Annotated in this window: 15 protein-coding genes; 11 read left to right on the forward strand and 4 right to left on the reverse strand. The window is 75.6% G+C overall.

Annotated elements, in window-relative coordinates; genetic code table 11:
- Positions 1-7: 7 nt before the first annotated feature.
- Genes K1Y72_RS16520 through K1Y72_RS16550 form a run of 7 tightly spaced genes read left to right on the forward strand, consistent with a single transcriptional unit; the run spans position 8 to position 7820 of the window.
- Complete coding sequence (locus K1Y72_RS16520) at positions 8-1150, forward strand: DegT/DnrJ/EryC1/StrS family aminotransferase (protein WP_220167220.1); 1143 nt, start codon at positions 8-10, stop codon at positions 1148-1150.
- Between the two features lie 4 nt (positions 1151-1154).
- Positions 1155-2273 (forward strand): polysaccharide biosynthesis protein, encoded by a 1119-nt coding sequence (locus K1Y72_RS16525; RefSeq protein ID WP_220167221.1) that lies wholly within the window; start codon positions 1155-1157, stop codon positions 2271-2273.
- Positions 2270-3505 (forward strand): glycosyltransferase, encoded by a 1236-nt coding sequence (locus K1Y72_RS16530; RefSeq protein WP_220167222.1) that lies wholly within the window; start codon positions 2270-2272, stop codon positions 3503-3505. The genes K1Y72_RS16525 and K1Y72_RS16530 overlap by 4 nt, the downstream gene beginning before the upstream one ends.
- Positions 3502-4830, forward strand: coding sequence for an O-antigen ligase family protein (locus tag K1Y72_RS16535; RefSeq protein ID WP_220167223.1), 1329 nt, complete (start codon positions 3502-3504; stop codon positions 4828-4830). Before K1Y72_RS16530 ends, K1Y72_RS16535 begins: the two co-directional genes overlap by 4 nt.
- Entirely contained in the window at positions 4827-6140 is a 1314-nt protein-coding gene (locus K1Y72_RS16540; protein ID WP_220167224.1) for an oligosaccharide flippase family protein, read from the forward strand. The genes K1Y72_RS16535 and K1Y72_RS16540 overlap by 4 nt, the downstream gene beginning before the upstream one ends.
- Entirely contained in the window at positions 6112-6900 is a 789-nt protein-coding gene (locus K1Y72_RS16545) for a sugar transferase (protein WP_220167225.1), read from the forward strand. The genes K1Y72_RS16540 and K1Y72_RS16545 overlap by 29 nt, the downstream gene beginning before the upstream one ends.
- The gene (locus K1Y72_RS16550; RefSeq protein ID WP_220167226.1) at positions 6897-7820 is read left to right on the forward strand and encodes a hypothetical protein; all 924 of its coding nucleotides are present in this window, start codon (positions 6897-6899) and stop codon (positions 7818-7820) included. Before K1Y72_RS16545 ends, K1Y72_RS16550 begins: the two co-directional genes overlap by 4 nt.
- A 45-nt stretch (positions 7821-7865) precedes the next feature.
- Here the strand turns inward: K1Y72_RS16550 and K1Y72_RS16555 are convergent, their stop codons facing one another.
- On the reverse strand, positions 7866-9488 hold the full coding sequence (locus tag K1Y72_RS16555) for a Rieske 2Fe-2S domain-containing protein (RefSeq protein WP_220167227.1): 1623 nt from the start codon (positions 9486-9488) through the stop codon (positions 7866-7868).
- 413 nt (positions 9489-9901) lie between these two features.
- On the opposite strand from K1Y72_RS16555, the gene K1Y72_RS16560 reads away from it, so the two are divergent.
- The 4 genes from K1Y72_RS16560 (at position 9902) to K1Y72_RS16575 (ending at position 12925) form a co-directional block, all read left to right on the forward strand.
- Positions 9902-10546 carry an ATP-binding protein gene (locus K1Y72_RS16560; RefSeq protein WP_220167228.1) on the forward strand — a complete coding sequence of 215 codons (645 nt, stop codon included), beginning with the start codon at positions 9902-9904 and terminating at the stop codon, positions 10544-10546.
- Positions 10543-11196: a response regulator transcription factor gene (locus K1Y72_RS16565; RefSeq protein WP_220167229.1), complete on the forward strand. Its 654-nt coding sequence runs from the start codon at positions 10543-10545 to the stop codon at positions 11194-11196. The genes K1Y72_RS16560 and K1Y72_RS16565 overlap by 4 nt, the downstream gene beginning before the upstream one ends.
- Before the next feature lie 90 nt (positions 11197-11286).
- Positions 11287-12186: a cytochrome P450 gene (locus K1Y72_RS16570; RefSeq protein ID WP_220167230.1), complete on the forward strand. Its 900-nt coding sequence runs from the start codon at positions 11287-11289 to the stop codon at positions 12184-12186.
- Between the two features lie 115 nt (positions 12187-12301).
- Positions 12302-12925, forward strand: coding sequence for a response regulator (locus K1Y72_RS16575; protein ID WP_220167231.1), 624 nt, complete (start codon positions 12302-12304; stop codon positions 12923-12925).
- Here K1Y72_RS16575 and K1Y72_RS16580 read toward each other — a convergent pair.
- The 3 genes from K1Y72_RS16580 to K1Y72_RS16590 all read right to left on the reverse strand — a co-directional run bounded on the left by K1Y72_RS16580 (position 12922) and on the right by K1Y72_RS16590 (position 17955).
- Positions 12922-14277 carry a serine/threonine-protein kinase gene (locus K1Y72_RS16580; protein WP_220167232.1) on the reverse strand — a complete coding sequence of 452 codons (1356 nt, stop codon included), beginning with the start codon at positions 14275-14277 and terminating at the stop codon, positions 12922-12924. The two genes, K1Y72_RS16575 and K1Y72_RS16580, sit on opposite strands and share 4 nt — an antisense overlap.
- A 171-nt stretch (positions 14278-14448) precedes the next feature.
- Complete coding sequence (locus tag K1Y72_RS16585) at positions 14449-16089, reverse strand: serine/threonine-protein kinase (RefSeq protein WP_220167233.1); 1641 nt, start codon at positions 16087-16089, stop codon at positions 14449-14451.
- A 90-nt stretch (positions 16090-16179) separates the two neighbouring features.
- A complete protein-coding gene (locus K1Y72_RS16590; protein ID WP_258572511.1) occupies positions 16180-17955 on the reverse strand; it encodes a serine/threonine-protein kinase in 1776 nt (591 codons plus the stop codon).
- Positions 17956-18037: the final 82 nt, after the last annotated feature.

Raw genomic sequence — 18037 nt, forward strand, 5'->3', positions numbered from 1 at the left:
CGACGCAATGAGCACCGTTCCGTTCAACGTGACCACCTTCGCGGGCGAGGCGTCCGACGCCGTGGTGAAGGTGCTGGACTCCGGCTGGGTCACCACCGGCCCGCAGACCGCCGGCTTCGAGCAGGACTTCGCCGACCACCTGGGCGCCGCGCACGTCGTCGCGGTCGCCTCCTGCACGACCGCGCTGGAGCTCTGCCTGCGCGCGCTGGACCTGCCGCCGGGCTCGCCGGTGCTGACGCCGAGCCTGACGTTCTGCGGGGCGATCAACGCGATCCTGCACGCCGGGCACCGTCCCGTCCTCGTCGACATCGACGAGGACACGCTCGTGCCGGGCCCCGAGACGGTCGCCGCGGCGGCGGCGCGGGTGCGGCCCGCCGCGATGGTCGTGCAGAACCAGGGCGGCTACCCGGTGGACGTCCCCGCGCTCGCCGCGGCCGCCGGCCTCGACCGCACGCGCGTCGTCGAGGACGCCGCGCACGGGCCGGGCGCCGGGCGGGACGGGCGGCACGTCGGCGCCGACTCGTTCGCGGCCTGCTTCAGCTTCTACGCCACCAAGAACATGCCGATCGGCGAGGGCGGCGCCGTCGCCACCAGCGACCAGGACTTCGCCGACCGGATCCGCGCGATGCGGCTGCACGGCATGAGCAAGGACTCCTGGCGCCGCTACCTGCCCGGCGGGTCGTGGCGCTACGACGTCCGGACCGTCGGCCTGAAGGCCAACATGACCGACATCCAGGCCGCGATCGGCCGCGCCCAGCTCACCGTCCTGCCCGAGTGGCAGCGGCGGCGCGGCGAGCTCGCCGCCCGCTACGACGCGCTGCTCGCCGGGCTGCCCGGCCTGGTGCTGCCGCAGCGCGGCCTGGACGGCGTCCAGCACGCCTGGCACCTCTACCAGGTGCGCGTCCCCGACCGCGACGCGATCATCGCGGAGCTGGACGCCGCCGGGGTGTCGACGTCGGTCCACTTCATCCCGGCGAACCAGATGACCGCCTACCGGGAGATCCTCGGCGCCGAGGAGTGCGGCAGCGTGCCCGTCACCGACCGGGTCGGCGAGGAGTTGCTGTCGCTGCCGCTCTACCCGGCGCTGTCGGAGGACGCGCAGGAGCGCGTCGCCGCCGCTCTCGCCGCCGCCCTGCGGGCGCGGGGCTAGCGACATGCGGTGGCTCCTGCGGCGGCGGCCGGCCCCCGCCCCGCCCCCCGCGCCGGCCGGCCCGCTGGCGGTGCTGATGGGGCGGGACGAGGTGGACGTCGCGGGGCGGCGGGGCCGGCACCTCGTCCGCGGGCGCCGGGTGCTGGTCACCGGCGCCTGCGGGACGATCGGGTCGGCGCTCAGCCACCGGCTGGAGCGGCTCGAACCGGCCGCGCTCTGCCTCGCCGACCGGGACGCCGTCGGCCTCGCCCGGCTCCGGCACGAGATGGCGGCCGGCGCCGGCGGCGGCCCGGTCGTGCTCGCCGAGACCGACGTGCGCGACCGCGCCCGCGTCGACGAGGTCTTCGACGACACCCGCCCCGAGCTGGTGTTCCACGCGGCCGGGCAGTACGGGCTCGGCCCCGTCGAGGCCGACCCGTGCCGCGGCGTCGCCACCAACGTCCTCGGCGCCCGGCACGTGCTGGACGGCGCGGTCCGCACCGGCGCGCACCGGCTGGTGCTGGTGTCCTCCGACCGGGCCGCCGAGCCGACGTCGGTGCTCGGCGCGACGATGCGGCTCGGCGAGCTGCTGCTGCACGCGGGCACCGGCGGGCCGACGTGCTTCGCCGCGGTGCGCGTCGGCGACGTCATCGCCTCGTCGGGCACGCTGCTGTCGGCGCTCGGCCGGTCCATCGCCGCCGGCGGCGCCGTCACCGTCGCCCACCCGCAGGCGGCGCGGCACTTCATGACGGCCGAGGAGGCGGCGGGGCTGCTGCTGGAGGCGGCGGTCCTCGCCGAGGAGGCCGAGACGTTCGCGCTCGACACCGGCCGCCCCGTCCCCGTCATCGAGCTCGTGCACCGCTACGCCGAGCAGCTCCGGCTGCCGGAGGTGACCATCCGGTTCAGCGGGCTCGGCCCCGGCGAGAAGCTCGCCGAGAAGGCGTTCGCCGACTCCGAGCGGCGGGTCCGCACCGCCCACCCCAAGATCTGGGCGACCCGCGCGACGCCGCCGCCCGCCGGCCTGCCGCCGCTGCTGGACGCGCTCGCGGCCGCCGCGCGCGCCGGCGACGACGCGCGGGTGCGGCTGCTGCTCCGCCGGCTGCTGCCCGAGTACCGGCCCGCGAGCCCTGTGAGGAAGCCATGAGCACCGCCCCCCGCAAGCTCCGCGTCGCCACGGTGATCACGCGCTTCAACGGCGGCGCCGGGCAGGTCGCGCTGAACGGCGCGCTCGCCCTGGACCCCGGCGCCTACGAGCGGGCCGTCGTCACCGGCGGCGTCGGCATGGACTCGGTCGCCGGCGAGGGCGGCGGCGCGGACGTGCTGTACGGGGAGGAGGCGGTCGCGAACGCCGCGACCGGCGACCTCACCCCGGCCGCGCACCGCGCCGGAATGGAGATCGTGCAGGTCCGGCCGCTCGTCCCGCAGATCGCGCCGCGCGACGACGTCGCCGCGCTCCGCACCCTCACCCGCGTCCTCGCCGAGGGCCGCTACGACGTGGTGCACACCCACAGCGCCAAGGGCGGCGTCATCGGGCGGGTCGCCGCGGCGCGCGCGGGCGTCCCGCGGATCGTGCACACCTGGCACGGGTTCCCGTTCCACGAGTTCCAGTCGGCGCTGCGGCGCCGCGCCTACATCCGGCTGGAGCGGGTCGCGGCCAAGCACACCGACGCGTTCCTCGCCATCGGGTCCGAGACGGTCACGACGGCGCTCCGCCTCGGCCTCACCGGCCCCGAGCGGGTCCGGCTGTCGTGGCCGGCGGTGGACGTGGACGCCTACGCGACCGCGCCCGGCTCGCGGGCGCAGGCCCGACGCCGCCTGGACCTGCCGCTCGGCGTGAAGGTCGTCGGCTCGATCGGCCGGCTCACCTACCAGAAGGGCCCGGAGATCTTCGTCAAGGCTCTCGCCGCGCTGCCCGACGACGTGTTCGGGCTCTGGGTCGGCGGCGGCACCATGCTGGCCGAGCTGGAGAAGCTGACGGCGCGGCTCGGCCTCACCGAGCGGATGCGCTGGCTCGGGCACCGCGACGACGTCGCCGACGTGCTGCCCGCCTTCGACGTGATGGCGATGGCGTCCCGCTGGGAGGGCCTGCCGTGCGTGCTCGTCGAGGCGATCGGCGCGGGCGTCCCGCTCATCGCGACGGCCGTCCCGTCCAACCAGGACCTGGTGCTCGCCGGGGAGACGGGCCTGCTCGTCCGCCCCGAGGACCCCGCGCAGCTGTCCGCCGCGATGGCGCACCTGCTGGACGATCCGGTCGCCGCGGCGCGGATGGCCGAGCGCGCCCGCGGCCGCGTCGGCGACTGGTTCTCCCCCGCGCACCTGGGCGTCCAGCTCGACGAGGTCTACCGCGGCACCTCGAAGCGGCCGTTCCGGCGATGACGGCGACCCGGGCCCCCGAGGCGGCGGCGGAGACGGACGCGCCGCCGCTGAAGCGGCGCTGGCCGCTCACCGCGCTGGCGCTCGTCTTCGGCATCGCGTCGCTGCCGATGCTGATGCCCGCCGGGATCGGCCCCGGCCCCGGCAACACCGGCCTGCCCGACGTCGCCCTGGTCGCCGTCACCTTCGTGACGCTGCTCTGGGCGGCGACGCGGCGGCAGGCGGTGCACTGGCCGTTCCTCGTCCCGACCCTGCTGACGATCATCGCGGGCGGCATCGCCGCGATCGTCAACGACGCGGGCGCGCTCACCCTGGTCAAGGACCTGTTCGTGCTGCTGTGGGCGGTCAGCATCGCCAACCTCGGCCGCGACCCCGGCCTGCTGCGCGTCGCCCTGCGCGCCTGGGTGTACATCGGCACGTTCTACGCCGCCGCCATGATCGCGGGGTTCGTCCTCGGCATCGAGGACCTGTCGGGCAAGCAGCTCGACGGCGACCGCGCGCAGTTCACCTTCGGCGACGCCAACTACGCCTCCAACTGGTTCATCTGCGTGCTCTTCGTCGCCCGCGCCGCGCGGGTGCCGTCCCGCACCGGCGCGCGGTGGGCGGTGTGCGGGGTGCTGCTGGCCGCCGAGATCCTGACCGGGTCGAACGGCGGCGCGCTCGCCCTCGGCGTCGCGGTCGTCCTCGGGTACCTGTTCCGGCTGTTCCGCGAGGGCAAGGCGCACCACGCCATCGCCGCCGGGACGCTCGCGGCGCTCGTCGGCGGCGCGGGCGTCGCGGCGCTGACGGTCGTGAACGTCCAGCCCGTGCTGGACCAGGCCAGCGCGATGTCGCCGATCCTGCGCGACTCGATCGGCCGCACGACCGGGGAGAGCACCGAGTCGCGGTCGTCGGTGCTGAACAGCACCATCAAGATGCTCAAGGAGCAGGAGCATCCGTGGGGCATCGGCCCCGGGCAGACCGAGACGGCCATGCGCGCCGGCCAGGAGAGCTACGTCCGCGAGGCCCACAACGACTACATCGCCGCCGTCCTGGAGCGCGGCTTCCTCGGCGGGATCGCGCTGATCGTGCTGCTGTTCACGCTGCTGCTGAAATGCGTCCGCATCGCCCGCCGGGACGCGCTGACCCCCGAGTACGCCGCGCTCGTCCCGCGCCCCGAGCTGTTCGGCGCGCTGGTGGCGGTGTTCCTGGTGTCCGGCCTGTTCTACGAGACCCTGCACTACCGGCACGGCTGGGCCCTCTTCGGCCTGATCGCCGCACTCGACCTGTTCGGCAGGCGCGAGTCGCCCGCGCAGACGCGGGAGACCCGAGAAGGTGAAGCCGCATGACCGAGACGCAACGGCCCGACGCCCCCGCCGAGCAGTCCGCCCCCAACCTGCGCAACCGGCTGGTGGCGCTCGTCGCCGGGAACATGGCCGGGCGGATCGGCGCGCTCGCCTCGCTCGGGATCGCGACGGTGCTCGTCGCGCGGATCGGCGGCCCGAAGCTCGTCGGCGCGTTCACGCTGGTGCGGATCCTGCCCGGCCTCGTCTGCCAGCTCTCCAACGCCGGGCTCCCGGGCGCCGCGCCGTTCTTCCTGGCCGGAGCGGAGTTCGACCAGCGGCGCGTCCGGCCCACCCTGGTGTGGATCACCGCCGGCGGGGCGGTGCTCGGCGCGCTCGCCTGGCTCGCCCTCAGCCCCGCCCTCTACCTGCTGTTCTTCAAGTCGTTCGGGTTCTGGATCGCGCTCGCCGCCGCCGCGCCCGCCTTCACCCAGGGGTTCGTGTCGGTCGGCAAGGGCCTCCTGCAGGGCACCGACGACCTGCGCGGCGCCGCCCTCGCCATCGCCGTCGAGGAGTTCGTCTTCCTGCCGATCTACCTGGCGCTGCTGCTCGGCTGGTACGGGCCGGGCGCGCTCGTCGCCGGCCTCGTCCTCGCCGACGTCGCCGCCACCGCGTGGATCGCGGCCCGGCTGCGGCGGCGCGGCTTCTTCGCCGGCTGGGGCCGCCCCGACGCCCGCCTCGGCCGCCGCATCGCCGCCTACGGGATGCGCGGCCAGCTCGGCCAGCTCGTGGACCTGCTGAACCTGCGCCTGGACGTGGCGTTCCTCGGCGCGATGGCCGGACCGGCCGTCCTCGGCGTCTACACGGTGGCCAGCAAGTTCGCCGAGCTCGTCCAGCTCCCCGGCCTCGCCGTCAACTACGTCCTCTACCCCGACTTCGCCAAGGAGGACCGGCGGACCGCCGGCGACCGCACGGCCCGCCTGATCCTGCCCGCCCTCGCGGTGTCGGCGGCGAGCGCGGTGCCGCTCGCGCTGCTCACCGGGACGGTGCTGCCGCTGGTGTTCGGCGACGCCTTCGACGGCGCCCGCACCCCCACCTACCTGCTCCTCGTCGGCCTCGTCACGTTCGGGGTGTCCGGCCTGGTCATGGCCTACCTGTACGGGGTCGGGCGGCCGGGCCTGACCTCGCTCGGCCAGGCCGCCGGGCTCCTCGTGACGGTCGCGCTGGACCTCGCCCTCATCCCCCGCTTCGGCGCGACCGGCGCCGCGCTCGCCTCCGTGGCCTCCTACTACACCACCACCCTCGTCCTCCTGCTCTTCTTCACGCGGCTCAGAAGGCGGTTCCGTCATGACGACCGACAGGTCCGACAGGGATGACCTGGAGACCCGGCCGATCGACCCGTCCGACGGCGTGCCGCCCTCGGCGGCGCGGCGGGCGCTCGACGTGGCGGGCGCGCTCGCCGGCCTCGCCGCGCTCTGCGTCCCGCTGCTGCTGATCTGGCTGACGGTGCGGCTGACCAGCCGGGGGCCCGGGATCTTCCGGCAGGTCCGCGTCGGGCAGGGCGGCCGGCCGTTCGTCATGTACAAGTTCCGCACCATGCGCCAGGGCGTCGGCGGCCTCACCGTCACCGCCAACCGCGACCCGCGCCTCACCCGCGCCGGCGCGGTGCTGCGCCGCTGGTCGCTGGACGAGCTGCCGCAGCTCGCCAACGTCCTGCGCGGCACGATGACGCTCGTCGGGCCGCGCCCGGAGACCTACGACCTGGCGGTGCACTACGACGCGCGCTCGCGCTGGGTGTTCGACCACCGGCCCGGCCTCACCGGCGTGTCCGAGGTGCGGTTCCGCGACTTCGACGTCCTCGGCCCCGGCGAGGAGGTCGACCTCGTCAACTACATCGAGCGGATCGTCCCGGCGCGCGTCGCGGTGGACGCCGTCTACCTGCGCGACCCGTCGATGCGCGCGACGCTGCGGGCGCTCTGGGACACCGTCAAGCACATGCTCGGCATGACGGTGCCGCCGCTTCAGGTCGCGGCGGACGGCAGCGTCCGCGAGGGCGACTCCTCGCACGCCCCCGACGGCGGCCTGTCGGTGCCCGCGCGCAAGGAGCGCGCCGGGGAGCCCGGTTCGGCGGCGTGACCGTGGACGCCCGGATGAAGGCCGCGGCGGTCGTCGCCGCGCTCGCGCTCGCCGCCGGGGTCGTGTTCTGGGCGCAGCGCGGCGCGGGCGGCGACGCCCCCTACCGCGGGCCGCTCGCCACGCCCGGCACGGCGCCGGCGGAGGCGCCCGCGACCCGCCACATCGCCCTCAACACCCAGCCGTCGGACTACCCGAGGCTCCGCGCGCTCGGCTACGACCTGGTGGACGTCAAGCCCGACCCGGCGCTGGTGGACGCGATCCCCGCCGGGATGCGGGGCCTCATGTGGGTCGGCAACTTCACCTGCGGCGCCTTCGAGCTCGACTACACCGCGTTCACCGAGGCCGTCCGGCGCCTCGCGCGCGACCCCAGGGTGTACGGCTGGTACCTGTCGGACGAGCCGAACCCCCGCGAGTGCCCCGGCATCGCCGCCGAGATCCGCAGGCGGGCCGACTTCATCCGCGCCCACGCGCCCGGCCAGGTGTCGTTCGTGTCGCTCACCGACTGGCCCATGAAGCCCGTCGCCCCGAAGCGCACCCACGTCGACCTCGTCGGCCTGGACCCCTACCCCTGCAAGGGCGGCACGAAGGCCGGGAAGGAGTGCAACATCGACGCCGTCGACCGGATGGTGCGGATGGCCGACGAGGCGGGCGTCCCGCGCCGCTCGGTCGTCCCGGTGTTCCAGACGTTCGGGCAGTCCTGCTCGGGCGGCGAGCGCGAGTACTGGCTGCCGACCGTCCCGCAGCTCCGGGCGATCCTCGCGCGCTGGGACCGGCTCGTGCCCCGGCCGCCGTTCGACATCTCCTACTCCTGGGGCCACCAGGGCGAGTGGGCGTGCCCGACGCTCGCCGACGCCGACGGGTCCGGCGGCCGCCCCGACCTGCAGTCGGTGTTCAAGGAGCGGCACGCCGCACGGCGCTGACGCCGGCGGCCCCCTCCCCGGAAGGAGGGGGCCGCCGGCGTCCCGTCAGCCCGCCTCGGACAGTCCCTCCTCCGTGAACTGCACGTCCATGTCCGGCGGAGCCGCCAGGACCTCGCGGGAGGCGAGCGCCGCCGACCGCGCGTTCACGCACGCGCCCGTCGCGAGGTCGAACGCGAAGTTGTGCGCCAGGCAGTGCACCTGCCCGTCCCGCACGACCGCGCCGATCGACAGATCCTCGCCCGCGTGCGGGCAGTAGCGCGGGATGTCGTAGGAGCGGCCGCCCCAGTCCACGACGATCCGCTCGGTCTCGTCGCGGCCGGTCTCGTACGCCTCCACGGCCTTCAGCGCGGGCGCGTTGGCGTGCTTGAGCAGGCCGACCAGGTAGTCGTTGTACACGTCGGGGTCGCGGAACAGGGTGAGCCGGAAGGAGATCAGCAGGTCCTCCCAGGCCAGCCGGCCGTCCAGCACGCCCTGCACCCAGCGGCCCGCGGTCGTGATGCGGTAGTGCGGGCGGGCGTCCGGCGCGGCCGGGGCGACCGTGACGCCGCCCGCCCGCAGGTCCACGTCCCAGGTGCCGCCGTGCGGGCCGGTGATCTCGAACCGGACGAGCATGTCGATCCGGGTGAGGAAGTAGTCGCTCAGCCCGCCGAGCAGCTCGAAGTGCCGGGCGAACCGCTCGTACAGGCCGGGGCCGGGCTCGGGGTGGGCGGCGAGCTCCCCGGCGATCGCGTCCGCGCGGTCGGCGGCGTACTTGTCGAGGTAGGCCGCGCGGTCCTCGTCGGCGAAGGAGAACGCCGCCGACACCGGGTCGCGGGTGACGCGCCCGGTGCCGAGGTCGATGGCGTCGCCGGGCCGGAAGGCGTCCCAGCGCTGCTGCGGCAGGTGCTCGCGGAACCAGTCCACGGCGGCGTCGGGGTCGCAGAACGCGCCGCCGTCGCGGTCCAGGACCCAGTCGAGCCGGCGGACCTCCTCGTCCAGGAAGCAGGGCGGCCCGGCGAACGGGACGGCGAGCGCGGGCCCGGTCTGGCGGACGAGGCGCTGCACCGACCGCAGCTTGGAGATCCGCTTGGCCGCCGCGACCCGCGCCATCTCCGCGGCCGGGTAGTCGTAGCAGATCGGATGCCAGGACGCGCCGGACGCCTGCACCGCCATGAGGTCCAGGGTCCCGCCCGCCAGGTGCTTGGCGCGCCGCGCCTGCGCGGCGGTGAGCCGGGCGTCGTTGCAGTGCAGCACGGCGCGGCCGTCGGCGACGATGAGGAATGCCGCGTCATGACACATCGGGGACAGCTCCGGAATCACCGTGATCCAGGAGCCCGCATTGTCCAGCGGGAATTTCTCCCAGGCCGGTATCTCGATTACCTGCCGGGAACCGGCGGCCGCCGCCATGCGTTCTCTGAAGGCGGGTCCCGGATAGCGCGGAATGAGGATTCGCGCGCGGGCGGGGAGGCGCCCGATGACCCAGGGGTCGAAATGATCTAGGTGTTCGTGCGAGACGGCGACCCAGTCGGCCTCGCCGAGCGCGGCGGCGTCCAGATGATCGTTCCTCGGGTACTGGTGCCAGGCCCCGAGAAAGGCCCCCGTGGGGGCGAGCCACGGGTCCGCGAGCAGGCGGAACGCCGCCGCGTCCAGCGCCAGTCCGGCATGTCCGATAAAGGTGACCTTCGGCATAGCGGAAGGATCCCCGACGCCCCCGCGCGCCGCACCCGGCCGAATGCGCAAGGCGGCTACGTCACGGGTATGAAAGAAATGGCGCGGCGGCGACCGGCAATCCCCGCTTCGACGCCCCGACAATGGACCGGGTTTACGCCGGGATATTGTTGTCCGCTTCCGGCCAGGGCGCGGCCACTTGGGGTAATTCATCTGGACACGGCCCGTTGTCCGGGCGACGTTCGTGGGGGTGCTGGTATGACGGACGGGGGTCCTCCATGAACCACGGGCAGTCACGGTCGTCACCGGTCGACACGCCCGCACAGCCCGCGGCTCCCGCCGCGCCGGACGGAGGGCGCCCGGACCCCGGGGATCCGGCCCTCCAGCGGCGGCGGCTGCGGCACGACATCCGGCACGAACTCGGAACGATCATCATGCTGGCCTCCGCGGTCGCCACCGCGAGCGACGTCGGCGCGGGCAGCCGGGCCCGCATCGAGCAGCTCCTCGGCGAGACCCGCTGGCTCGACCACCTGCTCCGCCGGCTGGAGGCGGACGGCGGCGACGACGGCGGCGCGCCGCCGCCCGCGCGGCTGCGGGTGGACGAGCTCGCCGCCGAGGTCGTCGCCGGCATGCGCCTCGCCACCTCCCGCGAGGTCGGCTTCACCGGCACCGAGGCGTGGGCGCTCATGGACGCGGTCGCGCTCTGGCGGGCGCTCCGCAACGTCCTCGACAACGCCTGCCGGGTCGCGGCCGGCCGGGTCGACGTGCGGGTCGCGGTCGAGGAGGGCCGGGTCGCGATCCAGGTCGACGACGACGGCCCCGGCTTCGGCGGCGGCGCGTCCGCGCCGCGCGGCCTGGCCTCCCTCGGCCTCGGCATCGTGCACGACCTCATCAGCGGCTTCGGCGGCAGCCTGGAGATCCGCACCTGCGAGATGGGCGGCGCCCGGGTGCGGATGCTGCTGCCCGCCGCGCCCGCCTTCGGCGGCGGGGCGTTCGAGGGCGGCGCGTTCGACGGTTCGCTGCTGGACGCCGCGCTCTTCGACGGGACCGCCTTCGACGATTGGCGGCCGCATCCATGAGGGTCGCCGTCTGCGACGACCACGCCGTCTTCGCCGACTCGCTGTCGCTCGTGCTCGGCGACGCCGGGCACACCGTGGTCGCCGTCGCGTACTCGCCGGCCGAGGTGCTCCCGCTGCTGCGGGCGCACCCGGCCGACGCGTGCCTGATCGACCTGCACTTCCCGGCCGGCACGGCGCTGGAGTGGATGCCGCGGCTCCGCGCCGCCTCCCCCGCGACGGCCTTCGTCGTCCTCACCGGGTTCCTGGAGAAGGACGTGCTGGAGGCCGGGCTCGCGCTCGGCGTCCGCGGCTTCGCGCACAAGGGCCAGCAGGCCCGCGACATCCTGACGGTGCTCCGGCGGGTCGGCGGCGGCGAGGTCGTCGCCGGCACCGCCGGGCCGGCCGCCCCGGACGGCGCGCGCCCGCGCAGCCAGGCGCAGCGCGTCGCGCGGTTCCTCACCCCCCGCGAGCGCGAGGTGCTGACCCGCCTCGCCCGCGGCGAGTCCACCCAGGCGCTCGCCCGGTCGATGGGCGTCACCCGCAGCACCGCGCGCAGCCACGTGCAGAGCGTCCTCAGCAAGCTCGGCGTGCACTCGCAGCGCGAGGCCGTGATCGAGGCGGCCCGGCACGGCCTGGTCAGCGTCGAGACCGGGGAATGGCTCGCGGGCTGACGGCCCCCGCCCCCGGAACGTCCTGATCCGGTCATTCCGGCGGACGGTCGGACGGGCTAGCGTCCGGCATGGGAGTCAAGGAGGTTTCCCATGCCTCAACGGCGAGGCGCCCTGCCCGTCTCCGACGCCGAGGCGCTCTGCTCGCCGGACGCCTACGCGCGCGGCGTCCCCTACGAGCGGCTCGACCGGCTGCGCGCCCGCACGCCGGTCGTGTGGATGAACGGGCTGCGCGGCGGCCGCGGCGCCTGGGCGGTGCTGCGCCACGCCGACGTCCGGTACGCGCTGGAGCACCCCGAGCTGTTCGCGCCCGAGTTCGGCGAGATGCTGCACGGCCCGACGGCGGGCGAGGAGCGCGGCCGTCCCGCCCACGACGACGCCCCCGCCGACGCGGAGGGCCCGGCGGCGCTCGACCTGCGCTTCGACATGGACCCGCCCGAGCTCGTCGGCCGGGTGGCGGCCGGCGGCGTCGACTTCGTCACCGACGTCGTCGCCGACCTGCCCGAGACGCTCCGCAACACCCTGGCGGGCGGCCTGTGGGCGCTGCTCCGCAACCCCGCCGCCCACGACCTGCTGCGCGGCGACGCCGCCCTCCTCGACGCCGCCGTCGAGGAGGTGCTGCGCTGGTGGACGCCGGTGCTGCGGGTGCCGCGCACCGTGCTGCGCCCCACGTCGCTCGGCGGCGTCCCGCTGCTGGCCGGCGAGCACGTCGCGCTCTGGCTGGCGGCCGCCGACCACGACGCGGCGGCGTTCCCCGACCCCGGCCGGTTCCTGCCCGAGCGGTTCGCGGACGGCACGGCGCCCCCGCACCTGGCGTTCGGGCACGGCGTCCGGTCCTGCCTCGGCGAGCGCCTCGCCCGCGTCCACCTGCGCGCCCTCATGGCGGCGCTGCTGAACCGCCCGGGGCGGCCGGTGCTCGCCGGCGAGCCGATCCCGCTGCGGTCCAGCGCCCGGCACGGCTTCGCCCGGCTCCCCGTCCGCTGGACCGGCTGACCGGACGGGGCCGTGGCGGGACACACCCGACCTCGGCCGATTCGCTGTCCTCACCGGCCCGGACGTGTCAGGGTGGGCGGTGCAGAGGCCCGCCACCGACGCGCGGAGGAGTCCGGTGCCGACGAACGCCACGAGGGTCCTGGCCGTCGACGACCGCGAGGAGAACCTCGTCGCCCTCGCCGCCGTGCTCGACGCGCTGCCCGTCGAGGTGGTCACCGCCTCCTCCGGCCGCTCCGCGCTGAAGGAGCTGCTGAACGACGACTTCGCGCTCATCCTGCTGGACGTCGTCATGCCGGAGATGGACGGCTTCGAGACCGCCGAGCACATCAAGAACCGGCCGCGCACCCGCGACGTCCCGATCGTGTTCCTCACCGCGGCGGGCGAGCCGGGCACCGGCCCCGAGGCGCTGCGCGGCTACGCGGCGGGCGCGGTCGACTACCTGACCAAGCCGTTCGACCCGTGGCTGCTGCGCGCCAAGGTGTCGGTGTTCGTCGAGCTGCACCGCCGCAACCTGCAGCTCCGCCACCAGGCGGCGATGCTGCGCCGCGCCCTCACCGGCGGCGGCCCGCCCGCCGGTGACGGCCTGCTCGGCGTGTTCGCCGAGCGGCTCGGCCAGGTCGAGGGCGACGTGCGGCGGCTGCGCGCCGCCGAAGCCCCGCCCGCGGGCGCCCTCACCGACCTGGAGGCGCACGTCGCCGACCTGCGCGTCGCCTTCGACGCCCTGTCCGCCGACGACTAGGGCGCGGCGCCCGCGCGGGCCGGGGCGCCGGCGGACGTCCCGGCGCTCGGGCCGAGGCCGCTGGTCGAGGTGAAGCGCTTGCGGACGATGACCGCGCCCGCGAGCACCGCGACGACCGCGAGGATCACCGCGATGGTGACGATGACGACCGTCCGCCGCCGCTCCCGCTCGGCGCGCGACGCCATGGCGTTCTCGTACGGGTTCCGCGTCCGCTGCTGCGGCGGGTATTGCGGGTGCTGCGCCGACGACCGGGACGCCTGCCGCTCGTAGCGCTGCCACGCCTCCTGCGGCTGCTCCCACGACGTCTGCGTCTCCGGCTCGTCCCACTGCACGGGGCGGGCCGCCTCGGGCGCCGGGCGCGGCTGCGGCGGCGGCTGGTAGGTCCGCACCGGCTCGGGGACGCGCGCGGGCGGCGGGCCGTCCGAGCGGGTGGCGGCCTCCAGCCCGGTGGAGTCCAGGACGGTCTCGTCGCTGCGGAACCGGGACGGGGCCGGGGCGGGGAACGCGCCGTCGGTGATCGTGGACGAGGCGGCGGGCGGCGGCGCGTCGGCGACCTGCTTCAGCAGCGGCTGCGCCTGCGCGCCCGTCATGCGGTGCCGGGGCTCGCGCGCCAGCAGGCCGTCCAGGACCGCCTTCAGCGGCCCGGCGTTGCGGGCGGGGGGCACGGGCTCCACCAGCGCCGCCTGGAGCGACGCCATGGCGTCGGACCGCTCGTAGGGGGACCGGCCCTCCAGCGCGGCGTACAGCGTCGCGCCGAGGGACCACAGGTCCGACGCGGGCACCGCCCGCTCGCCCTGCGCGCGCTCGGGCGGGATGTAGGCGGGCGACCCCATGACGAGGCCGGTCTGGGTGAGGGTGGAGTCGCCCTCGACCTGCGCGATGCCGAAGTCGGTGAGCACCACCCGCCCCGCGTCGGTGATCAGCACGTTGCTGGGCTTGACGTCGCGGTGCAGGATGCCCTTCTCGTGCGCGTGCCGGAGCGCGCCGAGCATCTGCACGCCGATGTCGGCGACCCGCCGGTGGTCCAGCGGCCCGCCCTCCAGCACCTCCTGCAGCGAGCGGGCGCGCACCAGCTCCATGACGATCCACGGCCGGTCGTGCGCCTCGACGACGTCGTGCACGGTGACGACGCCGGGATGGTTCAGGCGGGCCGACGCCCGCGCCTCGCGGAACGTCCGCTCGTACAGCACCTCGCGCTCGCGCTCGGTGAGGCCGGGCGGGAGCACGACCTCCTTGACCGCGACCTCGCGGTCCAGCGTGAGGTCGTAGGCGTGCCACACGGTGCCCATGCCGCCGCGGCCGACCACCGCGTCGAGGCGGTAGCGGCCGCCGATGCGCCGACCCTCGTCCATGTCCTGCCCGGTCCCCCGTCGCCCGCTCGCGGTCGTCCCCCGCCGGCGACCGCCGTCACTGGGACGTGCCGGCGCGCCGTACGGTTCATTGGCGCGCCCTTGACCGCCCCCCGCCCCGGTCATTGTCCCCTGCGGCGGCCCCGCGCTCCACCCGGACCCCCGATCGGCGGGTCACGCCGGCCGGAACCCGTCGAGCGCGGCGTCCTGCCGGGCCCGCACCGCCGCCTGGTAGCGGACCGGCGACGCCGCCATGATCACGTAGTTGCGGCCGTCGGCGGCGACGCCCCGGCTGCGGGCGTGCATGACGCCGTTCAGCCAGGTGTACTCCAGGTCCGCGGCGGGCGCGCCGCCGACGCTGGTGCGGGTGCGGCCGAGGCGCTGGAAGCCCTTCAGCTTGCCGTCGCGGATCGCCATCGGCTCCCACTCGACCCAGTGCTGGTAGGGGTCCTGGTTCTCCCAGGTGGTCGTGTCGACGAGGAGGTAGGCCTGCGTGACCGGGTCGGTCCACGACACCTGGTTCCCCTGGCTGGAGCGCCGCCACCCGATCGGGACGGGCATCCGGTAGCCGTCCTCCACCGCCCACTTCATGCCCGCGGGCGGTGCGGCCTGCGACGGCGGCGCGGCGGGCGAGGACGGCACGGCCGACGGCGTCCCGCTCTCCGCCGGCGTCGCGGACACGGCCGCCTGCACGGGCGGCTTCTGCGCGAGCGCGTCGTCGCCCTCGCCGCCGTCCGGCCAGAGCAGGACGGCGGCGGCGAGCGCCACGGCCGCCGCCACGCCGACCCCGGCGAGGACCGGGACGACCGGCCGGCGCCGCCCGCCGCCCGGCTGGTGGACGGGCGCGGTCGCCGGATGCGGCACCGGGATCTGCTGGTCAGGGATGCGTAGCGTCCCCTGCCCCGTCCCCCAGCCGCCACCCGGCGCCGGAACCGGGACGGGCGGGGGAACGTGCGCGGACGCGGCCGGCGGTGGCGCCGCCGCCCCCGACGCGACGCGGGCGAGGGCCTCCTCGGCCTCGGCGGCGCCCGTCCGGCGCGCCGGGTCGCGCTCCAGCAGCCCGTACAGGACCGGGCCGAGCGCGCCCGCGTTGCGCGGCGGCGGGGGCTCCTGCGTCATGACGGCGGCGAGCACCGCCATCGCGTCGGTGCGGTGGTGCGGCGGGCGGCCCTCGACGGCCGCGTACAGCGTCGCGCCGAGCGCCCACACGTCCGAGGCGGGCAGGGCGCGCTCGCCCTTCACCCGCTCGGGCGACATGTAGGCGGGCGAACCCATGATCAGGCCGGTGCGGGTGAGGGTGGCGTCGCCCGCGAACTGCGCGATGCCGAAGTCGGTGAGCACCGCCCGCCCGTCGCGGGTGACGAGCACGTTGGCGGGCTTGACGTCGCGGTGCAGGATGCCGATCGCGTGCGCGGCGCGGAGCGCGCCCATCACCTGCCGCCCGATGTCGGCGGCGCGGGCGGGCGGCAGCGGCCCGTCCCCGTCGATGATCTCCTGGAGGGAGCGGGCGTCCACCAGCTCCATGACGATCCACGGGCGGCCGTCCTCGTCCACCACGTCGTGGACCGTGACGACGCCCGGATGGCCGAGCCGCGCCGACGCGCGCGCCTCGCGGAGGGTGCGCTCGTGCCGGTCGGCGCGCTCCTCGTCGCTCAGCCCCCGGTCGAGCACGACCTCCTTGACGGCGACGTCGCGGTGCAGCGCCTCGTCGCGCGCGCGCCAGACCGTCCCCATCCCCCCGCGGCCGACCACCGACAGCAGCCGGTAACGGCCGGCCAGCAGACGGTGCCCCTCACCTGCGTTCCCCTCGGACATGCCTGCCGACATTACCGACTCGGAGTCACACACAGGCCGGGACGGCGCATCTTGCCGCCGACTTCACGTTCCGGCCGCCCGTCCCGGGAGTCAGGGAGCGCCCTTGAAGCTCTTGTAGAGCGGCTGCATCTCGGCGAAAGTCTTGTCCCACTCGGACTCGGGGGCGAACAGCAGGATCGAGTAGCCGTGGCCGTTCATGACGAAGCCGCGGTTGAGGGCGCGCATCCGGCGGCCGCCCTCGTCGTAGGTCCACGACCAGTCGGCGGCCTTCGCGCCGGTCGGGTCGGCGACGGGGTAGCCCTCGGTGACGGGGCGGATGAAAAGCTTCTTGTAGTTGCGGAAGTTGCCCTTGCCCGGCTCGCTCTGCCAGTCGTCCAGCGCACTCGGGCCCGCCTTCTCCTGGTAGGCGAGCTGGAGGTGCACCGAGCCGTCGGACGCGCGGAAGTAGTCGCCGTTGCTGTCGCGGCGCGGCTTGGAGCTCCAGTCCTCCGGCAGGTACATCGAGTAGCCCGCGCGGTCCTTGTAGGTCTTCCAGCCCGCCGGGACGCCGCCCGCGGACGGCGCCGGGGCCGACGACGAGGGCGGCGGGGTGCTCGGGGGCGCCGAGGACGGCTTGGCCGAGGACGGGGCGGCCTTGGACGTCGCCGGGGACGCGCCGCCCCCGCCGTCGCCGTCCTTCTTGCCGTCGCCCTTGGTGCTCGCCCAGGCGATGCCGACGACCAGCAGCAGCGCGACGAGCACGCCGACGCCGACCAGCAGGGCGTTGCGGTTCGGCGTCCAGCCCTCGCCGGAACGCGCCGGCGGGCGCGCCGCCGGGCTCGTCGGGTCCGACCCGAACGCCGCCCCGGCCGTCCCGGCCTCGGCGGGCCCGCCGGCGTCCGCGACGGCCGGGGTCACCCGGGTGCGCCCGTCGGTCGGCTCGGACCGCGCGGGCGGCGGGGCCGGCTCGTCCCGGACGGCCCGCTCGGCGCGGGTGGCGTCCGGCGGCGGGGGCAGCTCGACGGCCAGCGTGCGCTGGGTGTCGACGGACTCCTGCCGGACGATGTCGTCCAGCAGGGCGCCCGCCTCGATGGCGTCCATCCGCAGGTCGGGGTTCTTGTTCAGCAGCCCCTCGATGACGGGCGCGAGGCGGCCCGCGCGCGTCGGCGGGTCGGGGTCCTCGGAGATGACCGCGACGAGCGCGGCCATCGGCTCCGAGCGCTCGAACGGCGACTTGCCGTGCACCATCGCGAACAGGGTGACGCCGAGCGACCAGAGGTCGGACGCGGGCCCGGCGGTGCGCCCGCGCGCCCGCTCGGGCGCGATGTAGGCCGGCGAGCCCATGACGAGGCCGGTCTGGGTCAGCGTCGCGTCGCCCGAGGCGGTCGCGATGCCGAAGTCGGTGAGGACCGCGCGGTCGCCCGCCGGGCCGGTGGTGACGAGCACGTTGCTCGGCTTGACGTCGCGGTGCAGGACGCCCGCGTCGTGCGCGGCGTGCAGGGCGGCGAGCATCTGCCGGCCGAGCTCGGCGGCCCGCTTGACCTCGAACGGGCCCTCTTCCTTGATCACCTGGTCCAGCGAGCGGGCCTGGATGAGCTCCATGATGATCCAGGGCCGGCCGTCCTCCTCGACCACGTCGTACACCGTGACGACGTTCGGGTGGCCGAGCCGGGCCGCGGTGCGCGCCTCCCGGAAGGTGCGCTTGTACTGGACGGAGCGCTCCTCATCGGTGAGACCATGCGGCAGGATGACCTCCTTGACCGCCACATCCCGCCCGAGGACCTCGTCATGCGCCTTCCAGACCGTGCCCATGCCACCGCGGCCGACGTGGGTGACCAGCCGGTAACGGCGGGCGAGCAGCCGCTCGCCGGGGGTCTCGTTAGGCATATCCGCGACCATATCGACTTTTGCTGACAATCTTGGAACCCGCTTGCACGTCACATCCCTCTACCCGGTAGGACGTGCACCA

This window comes from Actinomadura parmotrematis, from assembly GCF_019458805.1.
GTDB lineage: Bacteria > Actinomycetota > Actinomycetes > Streptosporangiales > Streptosporangiaceae > Spirillospora > Spirillospora parmotrematis.

What these genes read in the sequence shown, in the direction of transcription:
- K1Y72_RS16520 (WP_220167220.1), top strand. Translation starts at nt 8, where the DNA reads ATGAGCACCGTTCCGTTCAACGTGACCACCTTCGCGGGCGAGGCGTCC.
- K1Y72_RS16525 (WP_220167221.1), top strand. Translation starts at nt 1,155, where the DNA reads ATGCGGTGGCTCCTGCGGCGGCGGCCGGCCCCCGCCCCGCCCCCCGCG.
- K1Y72_RS16530 (WP_220167222.1), top strand. Translation starts at nt 2,270, where the DNA reads ATGAGCACCGCCCCCCGCAAGCTCCGCGTCGCCACGGTGATCACGCGC.
- K1Y72_RS16535 (WP_220167223.1), top strand. Translation starts at nt 3,502, where the DNA reads ATGACGGCGACCCGGGCCCCCGAGGCGGCGGCGGAGACGGACGCGCCG.
- K1Y72_RS16540 (WP_220167224.1), top strand. Translation starts at nt 4,827, where the DNA reads ATGACCGAGACGCAACGGCCCGACGCCCCCGCCGAGCAGTCCGCCCCC.
- K1Y72_RS16545 (WP_220167225.1), top strand. Translation starts at nt 6,112, where the DNA reads ATGACGACCGACAGGTCCGACAGGGATGACCTGGAGACCCGGCCGATC.
- K1Y72_RS16555 (WP_220167227.1), bottom strand. Translation starts at nt 9,488, where the DNA reads ATGCCGAAGGTCACCTTTATCGGACATGCCGGACTGGCGCTGGACGCG.
- K1Y72_RS16560 (WP_220167228.1), top strand. Translation starts at nt 9,902, where the DNA reads ATGCTGGCCTCCGCGGTCGCCACCGCGAGCGACGTCGGCGCGGGCAGC.
- K1Y72_RS16565 (WP_220167229.1), top strand. Translation starts at nt 10,543, where the DNA reads ATGAGGGTCGCCGTCTGCGACGACCACGCCGTCTTCGCCGACTCGCTG.
- K1Y72_RS16570 (WP_220167230.1), top strand. Translation starts at nt 11,287, where the DNA reads ATGCCTCAACGGCGAGGCGCCCTGCCCGTCTCCGACGCCGAGGCGCTC.
- K1Y72_RS16580 (WP_220167232.1), bottom strand. Translation starts at nt 14,277, where the DNA reads ATGGACGAGGGTCGGCGCATCGGCGGCCGCTACCGCCTCGACGCGGTG.
- K1Y72_RS16585 (WP_220167233.1), bottom strand. Translation starts at nt 16,089, where the DNA reads ATGTCCGAGGGGAACGCAGGTGAGGGGCACCGTCTGCTGGCCGGCCGT.
- K1Y72_RS16590 (WP_258572511.1), bottom strand. Translation starts at nt 17,955, where the DNA reads ATGCCTAACGAGACCCCCGGCGAGCGGCTGCTCGCCCGCCGTTACCGG.